A 14940-nucleotide genomic window follows, 5' to 3' on the forward strand; every position below is an offset into this window, starting at 1 on the left:
GCACTTTGTTTAATACCTGATTGTTTGTTTCAATTACATCACAAGCGATGTTTTATAGCCAAAATAAATAGCCTACTGTCGCAATTACAAAGATACAGACAATATTTAATAACACACCTACTCTCACCATTTCACTTTGTCTAATCTCACCTGTACCAAAGACAATCGCATTCGGTGGTGTCGCCACCGGTAGCATAAAGGCACAAGATGCCCCTAAACCGATAATTAACGCAAGTCCAAGTTCTGGCATGCCTAAAGACTGGGCAATGGAAATGAAGATAGGGACTAACAACGCTGCACTGGCTGTATTGGAGGTAAATTCAGTTAAGAAAATAATAAATGCGGCAACCAATAAACCAATCAAATAAAAGTGTCCTCCTTCAATTAAGAAGACAATACCGTCAGCTAAAATCTTACTGGCACCAGAATCGCGTAACACGGCACTTAAAGTCAAGCCACCACCAAACAACATTAAAACGCCCCAATCTGTGTTATCTTGAATTTGTTTCCAGGTTGCCACGCCAGTAGAACAAATCACCACAGCTGCTAATAAGGCGACTACGCTATCAAAGCTCGCCATTTTCTTTTCTAAGCCTAATAAATTCGATAACATCGGATTAATCTGACTACTAAACACCCAACACAATGCAATTGTGACAAAAATACATAATGTAATAATGCGTGATTTATTCATTTCAATGACTTCAAAATGCTTTTCAAAACGCACATTCAATTTTGGTTTAAAGACCAAATACAATGTCCCAATCATGAGCGGCATTAAAATCAACATGATAGGTAAACCATATTGTAACCAATCCGAGAAAGTCAATTTTAATTGTGAAGCAACAATAGCATTCGGCGGGCTGCCCACTAATGTACCCATTCCCCCGATGTTGGCACTATAGGCGATACCTAACAAAATGAACACATAAGTATTATGATTTGCTTCTCTGTCCATTTGGCTTAATACCCCCATGGCTAATGGCAACATCATTGCTGCTGTCGCGGTATTACTCATCCACATAGACAAAAACGCAGTAATAGAAAACAAGTAAATACTGGCCACAAATAATTTGCCTCTCGCTAATGCCATAATTTTATTGGCTATCATGCGATCCAACTTTTGAATATGTAATGCAGTCGCTAATGCAAAACCACCAAAGAAGAGGAAAATCGTTGGATCAGCAAAGGCAGCTAATGCATTCTTCGTGGCGACTAAACCTAATCCAATCGCCAGTAAAGGCACTAATAATGCCGTCACTGTCACATGTAATGCTTCCGTCAACCAGAGCACCGCAATAAAGACTAATAAGGCTAAACCTTTATTGGCTTTAGCATCGAAAGGTAACACATTCAATAAAATAAAAAAGATGACAATATCGAATAAAAAAATAATGGCATTACGATTAAAACCACTTTTTGTTGGTGTTTCGGCGAGATTCATAATGTTATCCTTCTAAATAAACCACGATAAAAAAGGGAAAAATAGCTGTTCAACGTGTGAACAAAACTTTTAGAAAAATTACCATTGTGTTAATAAAAAGCAACACATTTTATATGGATTTGTGAACAAGCGCATAAAAACAATCGCGCAACAAAAAAGTGCAGCGAAAATTTGACTTTTTCAGCTGCACTTTTATGCAATGTCATATCAGCGCAAATTACGCGTCATTAAATTCATCTAGCTCTAAAGGCTCTTGCGATAAAATAATACCTGTTAAATCAGCATACACATAATCTTCAGGGAAAAATGTTACACCACCAAAATTGACTGGTACATCAATTTCACCGATGTTCTGTTTATCTGCGCCCACAGGAATAGGAGCTAAGGCGTGTATACCAATGTCCATCTCTTCGAGTTGTTGAATTTGACGAACAGCACCATAAACAATAATACCTTCCCAACCATTATCGACTGCTAATTGTGCGAGCTCTGCATCGACTAAAGCACGACGTACTGCACCACCACCATCAATCAATAAAACACGACCTTCGCCGTTCTCTTCTAAAATATCTGTAATTAAGCCATTATTTTCAAAGCATTTTACGGTAGTGACTTTGCCATAAAAACGATTTACGCCACCAAAACTTGAAAAAATAGGTTCAACTACATCCACTTGATCAAGATAAATATCACAAAGCTCAGAAGTATCAATGTACATAACATTACCTTATTTTGAAGAAAATTCATTTCGTTAGTATATGCCTATTGCTAGCTGATAAGCAAGCCTAAACTAAATAACAGATTGATAAGTAACGCCAATAAGGACATTTGTGCCAACATCGGGCGTAACTGGAGTGGTGACTTATTTTGATACACAAACAACGCATGTTTGACAAACAAAGGGAGCGCGAAAAGAAAAATAAAGCCTGTCAGTTTTTGCACATAACACAAAGTAAAAATCAAATAACAAAGGATAGCCACTAATAATAAACATGCATGATAAATCCGACCTTTTTCACTGCCTAAACGTACCGCTAAAGTATTTTTACCGACTTGACTATCTTGTTCAATATCTCGTAAATTATTGATATTTAATACTGCACTGGCTAATAAGCCTGAAGCAAACGCCGGTAATAAAATAGCTAAATTGAGCTGCTGGGTTTGTAGGTAATAACTTCCACCAACCCCAAGTAAACCAAAAAATAGCAAGACCGATAAATCGCCCAATCCCATATAGCCATAAGGTTTCGCCCCTACGGTGTAAGTAATTGCAGCAACTACTGCCAATAGCCCCAGTAAACTAAACGCCAATAAATCCGCTAAGGATTGATATGCCACAATAATTAAAATTGCACCAGAACATAGACTCGCCAAGGCGACAACAATTAACCCTTTTTTCAGTTGACTCGCGCTGATCTCGCCCTGTTGAATTGCGCGTAAGGGACCAATTCGATCTGCCGTATCCGAGCCTTTTTGGTGATCACCATAATCGTTGGCAAAATTCGAGAGAATTTGTAGCAACACCGTCGTGATTAAACACCATACCGTAATTGTCCAACTGAATTTGCCAGACCAAAAAGCCAATGAAGCACCAGTGATAATAGATGCGATTGCCAATGGCAAGGTTTTTGGTCTTGCTGTTTCCACCCACTTTTTTAATACATTATTTGTCATAAACATCACTTGTTAAAAGAAAAAGCACGATTTTTCACGTACTTTTACGTAAAATACTGAAATCAGTTTATTCTACACGAAATCTTCATACGAAGGAAAATATGTCTGACTTATCACTCCAGTTACACGCGATTGGTATTATTCATACCCCTTATAAAGAAAAATTTTCGGTACCGCGTCAGCCCAACTTAGTCCAAGATGGCACTGGGATCCTAGAATTACTCCCCCCTTATAATCAAGCAGAAACGGTCAGAGGATTAGCACAATTTAGTCACCTATGGTTGATTTTTCAATTTGATCGAGTCGCTACAGGAAAATGGCGTCCAACCGTTAGACCACCACGTTTAGGTGGTAATCAACGTGTGGGGGTGTTTGCCTCCCGTTCAACCCATAGACCTAATCCCTTAGGTTTATCGAAAGTGGAATTACGCCGAGTGGAATGTCAAAATGGCAAGGTTCGCCTTCATTTAGGGGCTGTAGATTTAGTCGATGGTACGCCGATTTTTGATATTAAGCCTTATCTTGCTTACGCTGACAGTGAAGCTGAGGCAAAATCGGGTTTTGCTCAAGAAAAACCAGAATGTACATTGCAAGTCATATTTAGCGAACAAGCACAGAACGCACTACAAAAAATCGAAAAAAAACGACCGCACTTTAAGCGCTTTATCACAGAGGTAATCGCCCAAGATCCGCGCCCAGCCTATCAAAAGATGCAATCATTAGAACGAGTTTATGGTATTAGACTACATGAATTTAATATTCGCTGGAAAATGGAAACAACAGAGGAACAGCAAGCACGCATTTTAGATATAGAAGAGGTAGAAAAGAAAAAGTGCGACTAATATGACATTGTCGCACTGCACAGATTATTTCTTAATGATATTTTTTACATCGATATCGGTTTTATTCCACTCTTTATCGACTTTGCCTTGAATAATGATCAAATCATTCGGTTGAATAGTTTGCCCATTCCAAGCACGATCACTGACATCAATACGGATTTCTGAACCTGCTACATCACGGAAAATAAATTCATCACCATCAATTTGTCTAACAATATAGCCTTCGATAGAAACTGGCATATCATCTTGTGCATTTAGTGCAGCTCTCACGCTATTGATACCAGCATTTGGTCCAAAACCACCACCGGCATTATTCGTATTGTTTTGGAAACCACCTTTTGCGACGGCCATACCTGAAATAGCTAAAATTGAGGCCAATGCGATTAATTTTTTCATCATCTGTTCCTATATAAATGTTAATAAAAAATGAAGGTTCAAAAAGCTACTTGCCTTTTGATGAGTGTATTAAACAATACAAATATTAAGAAAAACTTAACAACCGTTCAATCGGTTGTTTTTTAATCAAAAAAGAACAATTCATTGATTTTTTCTTTTATAATAAACGTCTCTCGCAATATAAATTCAGATAAAAATGCTAAATAAAATAGATAGTTGGCTCATTCAACATCCCCAAACTCAGCATCTCACAGGTATAAAACGATTCAATATAGAATTTTTATTTTTTGGCTTAAAAGAAATTCGCGCCTGCTTATTTGCAGGTTTATTCTTTATCGCCATGTTTATCACACCAAAAGCAGGTTTCTTAGGGCTACCTCGTTATGATGTACTTCTAATTTTTGCGATTTTACTACAAGTTATCATGTTTTATACAAAATTTGAAACACTAGATGAAATCAAATCCATTACACTATTTCATCTTATTGGCTTCGCACTAGAATTGTTTAAAACCTCAAGCAGTATCCAATCTTGGTCCTATCCTGATTTTGCTTACAGTAAAATCTATGGCGTCCCCTTATTTACAGGTTTTATGTATGCTGCAGTGGGTAGTTATATCATCCAAGCTTGGCGTTTATTTGACCTCAAAATTAAAAGTCACCCACCGTATTTTTTATCCACATTAACTGCAATTCTTATTTACCTAAATTTTTTCACTCATCATTATATTGGTGATTATCGCTGGTATTTAGCCGTTTTTGCGTTAGGGTTATATGCGCGTACCATCGTATATTTCACCCCTTACGATAAACCACGGAAAATGCCATTATTGTTTGCATTTATGCTAATAGGTTTCTTTATTTGGCTAGCTGAAAATATGGGAACATTTATTGGCATCTGGCGCTACCCTAATCAAATTGGAGCATGGTCAATGGTACACGTCAGTAAATGGAGTGCGTGGGCGCTATTAGTTATCATGACCTTTACTATCGTAGCGAACTTAAAACACATCAAAAAAAGTATTCGCGTTTCACGAGACTAATGCGACTAAAAAAAGACCGCGCTTAATCGCACGGTCTTTAAAAATAAGCATGTTCAGCTAGTGAGTGCTAGTACTGGTTGTCGTACGACTTGCACGCTTACGATCAGTTTCCGTTAACAATTTTTTACGGATACGAATCGAGCTTGGTGTCACTTCCACCAACTCATCATCATCAATAAACTCAATCGCTTGTTCTAAGCTAAAGCGTACAGGTGGCACTAACACAACGGCTTCATCTTTACCTGAGGCACGCATGTTAGTTAATTTTTTACCTTGTAAACAGTTCACAGTTAAGTCATTTGAACGGCTATGAATACCGATGATTTGCCCTTCATACACTTCGGTACCATGTTCAATCATTAATTTACCACGCTCCTGTAAACTAAATAAGGCGTAAGCCAATGCCTTCCCAGTCGCATTAGAAATTAAGACACCATTTTTACGTTGTCCAATTTCACCTGGTTTAATATCATCATAGTGACTAAAACTTGAATAAAGTAAACCGGTACCGGAGGTCATCGTCATAAATTCGCCGCGGAAACCAATTAAGCCACGGCTTGGAATGTTATATTCCAAACGGGTACGTCCTTTACCATCTGGCACCATATCACGTACTTCACCTTTACGAATACCGAGTGCTTCCATGACTGAACCTTGATGCTGTTCTTCAATATCAATCGTCACTTGCTCAAATGGCTCCTGCTTACGTCCATCTACTTCTTTATAGATAACACGTGGGCGTGACACAGCCAATTCATAGCCTTCACGACGCATATTCTCGATTAAAACAGAAAGGTGTAATTCACCACGACCCGAAACACGGAAAGCATCTGGATCTTCTGTTTCTTCTACTCGTAATGCCACGTTGTGTACCAATTCTTTATTTAAGCGCTCAAGAATTTGGCGAGACGTCACATATTTCCCTTCTTTACCACAGAAAGGTGAAGTATTAACACAGAAGAACATAGTCACCGTAGGTTCATCAACGCTTAATGCGGGTAAGGCTTCAACATGGTTAATATCGCAAATGGTATCAGAAATATTTAACTCACCTAATCCCGTGATCGCAATAATATCCCCGGCATAAGCACGCTCTGTTTCATAACGTTGCAAACCTAAATGACCGAGTACTTGACCGATTTTACCGGTACGGGTTTTACCTTCGCTATCAATAATGCTCACGGTTTGGTTAGGTTTAACTGAACCACGTTTAATACGTCCGATCCCGATTACCCCAACATAGCTGTTGTAATCTAATTGGGAGATTTGCATTTGGAAAGGTTGCTCAAGTTCCACTTTTGGTGGCTCAACATGTTTCACAATCGCTTCAAATAATGGGGTCATATCTTCTGCTAAATCATCGTGTTCAAGACCCGCAACACCATTTAATGCGGAAGCATAAATAATTGGAAAATCTAACTGCTCATCGGTTGCACCTAAGTTGACAAAAAGATCAAAAACTTGATCCACTACCCAGTCAGGACGCGCGCCAGGACGGTCAACTTTGTTAATCACCACAATTGGTTTTAAACCGTGGGCAAACGCTTTTTGAGTCACAAAACGCGTTTGTGGCATTGGACCATCAAAAGCATCTACAATTAAAAGTACACAATCTACCATTGACATCACACGTTCTACTTCACCACCGAAGTCTGCGTGTCCTGGGGTGTCTACGATATTAATGCGATAGTCATTCCAATTAATGGCGGTATTCTTAGCTAAAATGGTAATACCACGTTCTTTTTCGATGTCATTAGAGTCCATGACACGCTCATCACTTTCATTACGTGATGCCTCTAATGTGCCGGATTGTTGTAAAAGTTTATCAACGAGGGTAGTTTTACCGTGGTCAACGTGGGCGATAATTGCGATATTACGCAATTTATTGATATCTATTTTATCTGTCATTGAGAAAATCTTATATATTGAAATAGGAAAAAGTTCTTTTTCTGACCGCACTTTTAGCGAAAAAGTGTGTGAAAGGGGCAAGATTATACAACTTTTTACGCCAAGGAGCCATTAAATAATCACTGAAAAAACACATAAAAATTCTGTCATTTCCCAACGACTGTTTTATAATACTTTTTTATTCTACTCCCCCGAACTAAGAGGATTTCTTATATGCCAAACACAGTTGCTATCGCCAACGTATTCAAGCTGATTGAAGAATACGATATCAAATTTGTTTTACTTCGCTTTACCGATATTAAGGGGAAAGAACACGGTGTTTCGCTTCCTGTTAATCTTGTTGATGAAGATTTATTTGAAGACGGTAAAATGTTCGACGGTTCTTCCGTTGAAGGATGGAAGGCAATCAATAAAGCAGATATGCTCTTGATGCCGATGCCAGAAACAGCTGTGGTTGATCCTTTTGCTCAAATTCCTACCCTTTCCCTCCGTTGCAGTATCTACGAACCTTCTACTATGCAAAGCTACGATCGTGATCCACGTTCTATTGCGATTCGTGCAGAAAACTATATGCGTTCAACGGGAATAGCCGATGAAGCCCTCTTTGGGCCTGAACCAGAATTTTTCTTATTTGATGATGTTCGTTTCGATGTCTCGATGAACCGTAGCAGTTATTCTGTTGATGATATTGAGGCTGCGTGGAATACGAATAAAAAATATGAAGACGGTAACAACGCTTATCGTCCACTCAAAAAAGGCGGTTATTGTGCGGTCGCCCCGATTGATAGCGCACATGATATCCGCTCTGAAATGTGCTTAATCTTAGAAGAAATGGGCTTAGTGATTGAAGCACACCACCATGAAGTCGCCACAGCAGGACAAAATGAAATTGCAACGCGCTTTAATACCTTAACCACTAAAGCCGACGAGACCCAAATTTATAAATATGTAGTACAAAACGTCGCCTACGAGCACAGTAAAACTGCCTGCTTTATGCCAAAACCCATCACTGGCGATAATGGCTCCGGTATGCATTGTAATATGTCATTAAGCAAAGACGGCAAAAACGTTTTCCAAGGGGATAAATACGCTGGACTGTCTGAAACCGCACTTTATTATATTGGTGGGATTATTAAACATGCAAAAGCGTTAAATGCGTTCACTAATCCTTCAACCAACTCTTATAAACGCTTAGTGCCGGGCTTTGAAGCACCTGTCCTATTAGCGTATTCTGCAAGTAACCGTTCAGCCTCAATTCGTATCCCTGCGGTCACCAATCCAAAAGCGATTCGTATTGAAGCGCGTTTCCCAGATCCATTGGCTAATCCTTATCTTGCGTTTGCTGCATTATTAATGGCGGGTCTAGACGGGATTATCAATAAAATTCACCCTGGCGATGCAATGGACAAAAACCTGTATGATCTGCCACCAGAAGAACTACAAAATATCCCTGCGGTAGCAAGCTCATTAGAAGAAGCTTTAAATGCATTAGAACAAGATTATGAATTTTTAACCAAAGGAAATGTGTTTACTCAAGCTTTTATTGATGCGTTTATTACAATTAAGCGGAAAGAAGTAGAACGTTTAAATATGACCCCACACCCCGTGGAATTCGAAATGTACTATGCCTAACAAGGCAAAGGCGGATTTTTTATTTTAATCTGAATACAAGGTACCCATTGTATATTCTCTGATTATCCCAGTGGGTTTCCAATTTAATGACAGGAGCGTTTATGCATATAATCAAAACCTTAATCTCTGTTGGCGTAGCATTTTCACTCAGTGCTTGCCTGAGTCTGGAAGGCGTTGAAATAACGGGCTTAGAAAGAAAATCCTCTGGCACATTAACCAAATATCGTTGTGAAAATGGCTATAAAGCCTCTATAAAACAACGCGATAATGGTGTGGTAAGTATCGCTTTCAATGATGGCAAAGACAGCTATGTCAGCTACTTAAATCATGTGCCTTCCGCTTCGGGAACGCTGTATGTCAATGATAAAAATACTTTAAAATGGCATCAGAAAAATAATATTGCAGTATTTACCTACCCAGATCGCCACTATGCAAAAACGGGGCAATTAGTGACAACAAACTGTCATAAGTATTAATCTTATTCACTTATCATTAAAAAAACCAGCAAACGCTGGTTTTTTATCTATGAATCGTCTTTGAATACAGCAGAGACTTTTTCAACAAAACAAAAAACCCAACGTAAGCCGTTGGGTTTTTTCATTCAACTGGATTGTGAATTATTCAGCAACAACAATCACATTGATTGTTGCAAATACTTCACCGTGAAGTTGGAATTTCACTTCGTGATCACCTAAAGTGCGAATCGGGCCTGTAGATAAGCGAACTTCACTTTTTGCTACTTCAACACCTGCAGCTGTTACTGCATCTGCCACATCACGCGTTGTGATTGAACCGAATAAACGACCTTCATCACCTGCTTTAGATGCGATAGTTACAGAACCTAATTCTGCTAATTTCGCAGCACGTGCTTGTGCCGCAGCTAACACTTCAGCAGCTTTCGCTTCTAACTCAGCACGACGAGCTTCAAAGTACTCGATGTTTGCTTTAGTTGCCATAACTGCTTTACCTTGTGGGATTAAGAAGTTACGTGCGAAACCTGATTTCACATTCACTTGATCACCAATGTTACCAAGGTGAACCACTTTATCTAAAAGAATTACTTGCATTACCGTATCCTCTCTTTAATTACTGATGATTGTCAGTGTACGGAAGTAACGCTAAATAACGTGCACGTTTGATCGCACGCGCTAATTGACGTTGATACTTCGCACGAGTACCGGTAATACGGCTTGGAACAATTTTGCCGCTCTCTGTGATATAGTTCTTTAATGTAGCCACATCTTTATAATCGATTTCTACTACATTTTCCGCTGTGAAACGGCAGAACTTACGACGACGGAAATAACGTGCCATTTGGCTAGTCTCCTAATCTATAAATTCGATTTGCTCGGCATGTAATACTAATTGGCTTAAACCATTTGCGGTTTTGTGAGAACTAATAAATCCCACCACCAAAAGCTGACTGCCGACCGTAATGCTTTGAGTTTTTTCTCTAAATTGATTGCCACTCATTTGAACTGGCATTTTACACCACGCCTGACGGCTTAATCCGGCTTCTTCTTGTATAGAACGATGTTCTAATACAAATTGGCAATGATAAATGCCATTCGGACTTTGGTGTCGTTTTGGTTGACTCGCGACGATGCCTATCAACGAAAAACGATTATCAATATTTAAATTACTCTTCAGCATCCTCAAAATCGTTGTTTTCAACTTCAGCTAAAGCTTTACGATCGTCTTTTGCTTTAACCATTGGGGACGCTTCTGTTACGGCGTGCTTAGTACGAATGATTACGTTACGAAGAACTGCGTCGTTGTAACGGAAAGTTGTTTCTAGCTCGTCGATGACTTCTTGAGGCGCTTCTACATTCATTAACACATAGTGTGCTTTGTGTAATTTGTTGATTGGGTACGCTAATTGACGACGACCCCAATCTTCTAAGCGATGAACTTGACCGCCAGCTTCTTTTACAGAACCTGTATAACGTTCAATCATGCCTGGTACTTGTTCGCTTTGGTCCGGATGAACCATAAACACGATTTCGTAGTGTCGCATTACTGCTCCTTACGGGTTAATCAGCCTCCGACTGTTAGACCAGCTACCCATCTGCGGAAGCAAGGAACGAAAATTAAATGTAGCTGTAAGGTGGTGAATTATACAGATAATTAGACGTTTTGCAAGACAAAGTGCGGCGTGTTTTTTGAATATTTTTGTTTGTTATTTTTTCAGTAAGCTGAAGTCCAAATACAACGATTTACTGGCACATTGATAGGGAATGAATCAAACAAATATCGGCAATATTTGGTAAAAAATCACCGCACTTTTCAATAAGATGAAAAGTGCGGCGTCAGTTTAAAATAGCAGAAAAAAGTGAGCTTACATCCAAGCATTATTGCGGATAATCCCTACAGCAATTCCTTCAATTTCAAAATTAGGTTGCTGATTTAAATCCACCACAATTGGCGCAAACTCTTCATTTTCCGCATGCAGATAAATTACCGAGCCTTTACGTTCCAAACGCTTGACTGTCACTTCATCCTCAATGCGTGCAACCACAATCTGTCCATTACGGACATCTTTGGTACTATGTACAGCTAACAGATCACCATCTAAAATCCCAATGTTTTTCATCGATTGTCCGTAGACTTTCAACAAAAAGTTGGCTTGCGGTTTAAACATATTGGCATCGACTTGATACGTTCCTTCAATATGTTGTTCCGCTAAAATCGGCTCACCTGCGGCAACACGCCCGACTAAAGGTAAGCCTTGGTTTTCATCACTCTCGCTCTCTTCAAGCAATAAACGAATACCACGGGATGTCCCGGAAATAATCTCAATCACGCCTTTACGCGCTAAAGCTTTTAAATGTTCTTCTGCCGCATTCGGTGAGCGAAAACCTAATTCTTTTGAAATTTCTGCCCTTGTTGGTGGCATACCTGTATTTTCTAAATGACGTTTTAACAAGTCATAGACTTCTTGTTGACGCGCGGTCAATGCTTTAAATGGCTTCATGCTTACCCCTGTTTTTTTATACAGAATAACTGTTATTATATACAGAAATACGTTTGTTGCAATCTTTTCTTCGTAATAGTCAGCCTATCCCGTAAATAACACATTCACATCAATCAATATCTCCCCTCTGATAAGCAAGGACAATCTCGCCATTTCAGCTTTCCTGCATCCAAAAAAGAACACAAGCCCGACTTTATTAACATCTAATTTCGTTATTGACGATCAACTAAACATTAGCACACAAGTCACTTCGGACTGATGAGCGTTTTTCCCCTCTCCTGACTTTTTTATCAGGTTGGCTTCTCTTCATTTCACTTATCGCGCCTGATTATTTTTATCTTTCTGATATAAAAAGACGATGCGCTTCTTTTAGACAACGACTAACGATTTTTCATTTTTATGGTAAACTAACGTAAATTTTTCTAATAAACCTATAAAGAACGGAACTTCATTATGTTTAGTTTGCTAAATATGTACCGCAAAGTATTGGAATTACCTTTATCCTTTTTAGTCAAAAACAACCCGATTCCACATCATCCTATCGAAGAATTAAAATTAGACCCAACTCAACCGATGGTGTATGTGCTCCCTTATACTTCACAAACAGACTTAGTGATTTTTCGTAAAAACTGTTTAAGTGTCGGCTTGCCTGATCCTTTAGAAAAAAATGAAATTGAAGGAAAATCCCTTCCTCGCTTTGTCTTCTTAGATGAAGGTCGCCGTTTTTTTAAATCAAAAGGGGCAAAAGAAGAAACCATTCAAGTGTTTAATCAATATCTTGAATTACATCACCAACGTTCTGACTTAGATGTCCAAATTATTCCAGTTTCAGTACTTTGGGGACGTTCACCTGGTCACGAAAAACAATCAGGCTTACCTCAATTACGTTTATTAAGTGGTCTGCAAAAATTTATCGCCGCCGTGTGGTTTGGACGCGATACCTTCGTTCGTTTTTCACAAGCCGTTTCCTTACGTTACATGGTGAATGAACATGGTTCAGACCAAGCCATTTCACATAAATTAGCGCGTGTGGCGAAAATTCACTTTTCTAAACAGCGCATTTCTGCAACAGGTCCTCGCCTACCAAATCGTGAAGCGATGTTTAACAAATTATTGACCTCACCAACAATTTTAGATGCGATTCAAGACGAAGCCAAAGCAAAGAACATTAGCGAAGAAAAGGCAACCCAAGAAGCGAAAAAGATTCTTGATGAAATTGCTGCCAATGTGAATTATGAAGGCTTACGCGTCGCAGACCGTTTCTTACGTTGGTTATGGAATAAACTCTATCAAGGTATTGATGTACAAAATGCAGATCGTGTACGCAAACTGGCATTAGACGGTCATGAAATTGTTTACGTACCTTGTCATCGTAGCCATATTGACTATTTATTACTGTCCTATGTGTTATACCACCAAGGTTTAGTGCCACCACATATTGCCGCTGGGATTAACTTAAATTTCTGGCCAGTGGGCGGTATGTTCCGTCGTGGTGGTGCCTTCTTTATTCGCCGTACATTCAAAGGTAACCGCTTATATTCCACCATTTTCCGTGAATATTTAGCCGAATTATTCCATCGTGGCTATTCAGTGGAATACTTCATTGAGGGGGGACGTTCGCGTACGGGACGTTTACTCGCACCTAAAACAGGCATGATGTCGATGACCCTACAAGCCCTGTTACAAGGGCAAACCCGTCCGATTTCAGTGGTTCCCGTGTATGTCGGTTATGAACACGTCCTAGAAGTGGACACCTACGCTAAAGAATTACGTGGTGCCGCGAAAGAAAAAGAAAATGCCGGACTGGTTTTACGCGTGATTAAGAAACTCCGTAATTTGGGTAAAGGTTATGTGAACTTTGGCGAACCTATCACCTTAAGTAACTACCTCAATCAACACTATCCCGAGTGGAAAGAAAATACCCAAGTAGAGGAGCGTGCGAAGTGGTTTAATCAAGCCGTTGATAGCATATCTCATCAAGTGATGGTGAATATTAATAAAGCGGCTGCTGTCAATGCGATGAACTTGACAGGTACTGCGTTACTTTCTTCACGTCAACGTGCTCTTTCGCGTGAACAATTGCTTGAACAGTTAGAAAGTTATCAACAATTCTTACAAAATGTGCCTTATTCACAAGATATTGTGGTGCCAACGGAATCACCAGAAAAAATGTTAGAACATATTCTGCAATTAGAGCGAGTAGGCATTATTGTTGAAAAAGATAACTTTGGTGAAATTGTTCGCTTAGAACGAAATTCTGCGGTGTTAATGACCTATTATCGAAATAACATTCAGCATCTGTTTGTACTACCGTCATTGGTCGCCAGTATTGTGTTGCATTATGAAGCCATTCAAAAACCACTGGTACTCGAAGCGGTAAGTAAGATTTATCCGTTCTTAAAAAGTGAACTTTTCCTGTCTTTCTCTTATGAAGAATTACAAGATCGAGTGAATCACATTATTACTGAATTTGAACGTCAAGAAGTGATTAAATGTAACGCGAATATGTTATCAATTAATAAACCGCGTGTTCGCATGTTACAACTCTGGTCATCCGGTGTCAGAGAGATTTTACAGCGCTATTACATCACCGTCAGTATTTTAGAAAAAGATCCTGCCACACCACGTGCAAGCCTAGAAAAAGACAGTCAATCTGTGGCACAACGTCTATCTGTGTTACATGGCATCAACGCGCCGGAGTTTTTTGATAAAGCCGTATTTTCTGCCTTTATCGCGAGCTTAAAACAAGAAGGCTATTTCAATGAGGAAGGTATTGCCAATACAGAAAAACTCAATGAAATCACAGAGATCTTAAATCAAGTGATCTCCACTGAAGTTTGCTTAACGATTAAAGGGGCGATTGCCAAAATTGAAGAAGAATAATCTGTGATAGCCATCTGATAAAAAATAAGTGCGGTCAAAAAAATCTAAATTTTGACCGCACTTTAGTATTCCTCTCATGCCCGCCCATGAAACCGCGGGTTTCTGATAAAAAGGGAAAATACACATTTTCCCTTTTTCTATACTT

15 protein-coding genes are annotated in these 14940 nt (G+C 39.2%); 5 read left to right on the plus strand and 10 right to left on the minus strand.

The window, feature by feature from the left end:
* Window positions 1-52 precede the first annotated feature (52 nt).
* The 3 genes from KPF51_RS07505 to KPF51_RS07515 all read right to left on the minus strand — a co-directional run bounded on the left by KPF51_RS07505 (window position 53) and on the right by KPF51_RS07515 (window position 3118).
* Window positions 53-1444, minus strand: coding sequence for a DASS family sodium-coupled anion symporter (locus KPF51_RS07505; RefSeq protein WP_005751863.1), 1392 nt, complete (start codon window positions 1442-1444; stop codon window positions 53-55).
* 217 nt (window positions 1445-1661) lie between these two features.
* Complete coding sequence (rraA, locus tag KPF51_RS07510; protein WP_005717542.1) at window positions 1662-2162, minus strand: ribonuclease E activity regulator RraA; 501 nt, start codon at window positions 2160-2162, stop codon at window positions 1662-1664.
* A 50-nt stretch (window positions 2163-2212) separates the two neighbouring features.
* Entirely contained in the window at window positions 2213-3118 is a 906-nt protein-coding gene (locus tag KPF51_RS07515) for a 1,4-dihydroxy-2-naphthoate polyprenyltransferase (protein ID WP_005717543.1), read from the minus strand.
* Window positions 3119-3219: 101 nt separating this feature from the next.
* On the opposite strand from KPF51_RS07515, the gene tsaA reads away from it, so the two are divergent.
* On the plus strand, window positions 3220-3960 hold the full coding sequence (gene tsaA, locus KPF51_RS07520; protein WP_061406421.1) for a tRNA (N6-threonylcarbamoyladenosine(37)-N6)-methyltransferase TrmO: 741 nt from the start codon (window positions 3220-3222) through the stop codon (window positions 3958-3960).
* A 24-nt stretch (window positions 3961-3984) separates the two neighbouring features.
* On the opposite strand, the gene KPF51_RS07525 is transcribed toward tsaA, so the two are convergent.
* Window positions 3985-4356, minus strand: a complete 372-nt coding sequence (locus KPF51_RS07525; protein WP_005717547.1) for a YgiW/YdeI family stress tolerance OB fold protein — start codon at window positions 4354-4356, stop codon at window positions 3985-3987.
* 196 nt (window positions 4357-4552) lie between these two features.
* Between KPF51_RS07525 and KPF51_RS07530 the strand changes: the two genes are divergently transcribed.
* Window positions 4553-5398, plus strand: coding sequence for a DUF817 domain-containing protein (locus KPF51_RS07530; protein ID WP_061406420.1), 846 nt, complete (start codon window positions 4553-4555; stop codon window positions 5396-5398).
* Window positions 5399-5455: 57 nt separating this feature from the next.
* Here KPF51_RS07530 and typA read toward each other — a convergent pair whose 3' ends face one another.
* Window positions 5456-7306, minus strand: coding sequence for a translational GTPase TypA (typA, locus tag KPF51_RS07535; protein WP_005754702.1), 1851 nt, complete (start codon window positions 7304-7306; stop codon window positions 5456-5458).
* 213 nt (window positions 7307-7519) lie between these two features.
* Here typA and glnA point away from each other — a divergent pair, with 213 nt between their 5' ends.
* Both glnA and KPF51_RS07545 read left to right on the plus strand, forming a co-directional pair.
* Window positions 7520-8938, plus strand: coding sequence for a glutamate--ammonia ligase (gene glnA, locus KPF51_RS07540; protein ID WP_005723562.1), 1419 nt, complete (start codon window positions 7520-7522; stop codon window positions 8936-8938).
* Between the two features lie 101 nt (window positions 8939-9039).
* On the plus strand, window positions 9040-9414 hold the full coding sequence (locus tag KPF51_RS07545) for an MliC family protein (RefSeq protein ID WP_061406419.1): 375 nt from the start codon (window positions 9040-9042) through the stop codon (window positions 9412-9414).
* Between the two features lie 141 nt (window positions 9415-9555).
* Here the strand turns inward: KPF51_RS07545 and rplI are convergent, their stop codons facing one another.
* The 5 genes from rplI to lexA form a co-directional block, all read right to left on the minus strand.
* Window positions 9556-10005 carry a 50S ribosomal protein L9 gene (rplI, locus tag KPF51_RS07550; RefSeq protein ID WP_005723564.1) on the minus strand — a complete coding sequence of 150 codons (450 nt, stop codon included), beginning with the start codon at window positions 10003-10005 and terminating at the stop codon, window positions 9556-9558.
* A gap of 19 nt (window positions 10006-10024) precedes the next feature.
* On the minus strand, window positions 10025-10252 hold the full coding sequence (gene rpsR / locus KPF51_RS07555; RefSeq protein ID WP_005717555.1) for a 30S ribosomal protein S18: 228 nt from the start codon (window positions 10250-10252) through the stop codon (window positions 10025-10027).
* A 12-nt stretch (window positions 10253-10264) separates the two neighbouring features.
* Entirely contained in the window at window positions 10265-10591 is a 327-nt protein-coding gene (gene priB, locus KPF51_RS07560) for a primosomal replication protein N (RefSeq protein WP_005717556.1), read from the minus strand.
* Complete coding sequence (gene rpsF / locus KPF51_RS07565) at window positions 10578-10955, minus strand: 30S ribosomal protein S6 (RefSeq protein WP_005717557.1); 378 nt, start codon at window positions 10953-10955, stop codon at window positions 10578-10580. Before rpsF ends, priB begins: the two co-directional genes overlap by 14 nt.
* Window positions 10956-11276: 321 nt before the next feature.
* Complete coding sequence (gene lexA, locus KPF51_RS07570) at window positions 11277-11912, minus strand: transcriptional repressor LexA (RefSeq protein ID WP_010907058.1); 636 nt, start codon at window positions 11910-11912, stop codon at window positions 11277-11279.
* A 453-nt stretch (window positions 11913-12365) separates the two neighbouring features.
* Here lexA and plsB point away from each other — a divergent pair, with 453 nt between their 5' ends.
* The gene (plsB, locus tag KPF51_RS07575) at window positions 12366-14795 is read left to right on the plus strand and encodes a glycerol-3-phosphate 1-O-acyltransferase PlsB (protein ID WP_005723565.1); all 2430 of its coding nucleotides are present in this window, start codon (window positions 12366-12368) and stop codon (window positions 14793-14795) included.
* The last annotated feature ends 145 nt before the right edge of the window (window positions 14796-14940 follow it).

Origin of the sequence: Pasteurella sp. XG20, from assembly GCF_018968665.1 — a bacterium.
In the GTDB taxonomy this organism is placed as follows: domain Bacteria; phylum Pseudomonadota; class Gammaproteobacteria; order Enterobacterales; family Pasteurellaceae; genus Pasteurella; species Pasteurella multocida.

Coding starts and splice junctions, on each gene's coding strand:
- plsB (WP_005723565.1), top strand. CDS start 12,366: ATGTTTAGTTTGCTAAATATGTACCGCAAAGTATTGGAATTACCTTTA.
- rplI (WP_005723564.1), bottom strand. CDS start 10,005: ATGCAAGTAATTCTTTTAGATAAAGTGGTTCACCTTGGTAACATTGGT.
- typA (WP_005754702.1), bottom strand. CDS start 7,306: ATGACAGATAAAATAGATATCAATAAATTGCGTAATATCGCAATTATC.
- KPF51_RS07525 (WP_005717547.1), bottom strand. CDS start 4,356: ATGAAAAAATTAATCGCATTGGCCTCAATTTTAGCTATTTCAGGTATG.
- KPF51_RS07515 (WP_005717543.1), bottom strand. CDS start 3,118: ATGACAAATAATGTATTAAAAAAGTGGGTGGAAACAGCAAGACCAAAA.
- KPF51_RS07505 (WP_005751863.1), bottom strand. CDS start 1,444: ATGAATCTCGCCGAAACACCAACAAAAAGTGGTTTTAATCGTAATGCC.
- rraA (WP_005717542.1), bottom strand. CDS start 2,162: ATGTACATTGATACTTCTGAGCTTTGTGATATTTATCTTGATCAAGTG.
- tsaA (WP_061406421.1), top strand. CDS start 3,220: ATGTCTGACTTATCACTCCAGTTACACGCGATTGGTATTATTCATACC.
- priB (WP_005717556.1), bottom strand. CDS start 10,591: ATGCTGAAGAGTAATTTAAATATTGATAATCGTTTTTCGTTGATAGGC.
- rpsR (WP_005717555.1), bottom strand. CDS start 10,252: ATGGCACGTTATTTCCGTCGTCGTAAGTTCTGCCGTTTCACAGCGGAA.
- KPF51_RS07545 (WP_061406419.1), top strand. CDS start 9,040: ATGCATATAATCAAAACCTTAATCTCTGTTGGCGTAGCATTTTCACTC.
- KPF51_RS07530 (WP_061406420.1), top strand. CDS start 4,553: ATGCTAAATAAAATAGATAGTTGGCTCATTCAACATCCCCAAACTCAG.
- rpsF (WP_005717557.1), bottom strand. CDS start 10,955: ATGCGACACTACGAAATCGTGTTTATGGTTCATCCGGACCAAAGCGAA.
- glnA (WP_005723562.1), top strand. CDS start 7,520: ATGCCAAACACAGTTGCTATCGCCAACGTATTCAAGCTGATTGAAGAA.
- lexA (WP_010907058.1), bottom strand. CDS start 11,912: ATGAAGCCATTTAAAGCATTGACCGCGCGTCAACAAGAAGTCTATGAC.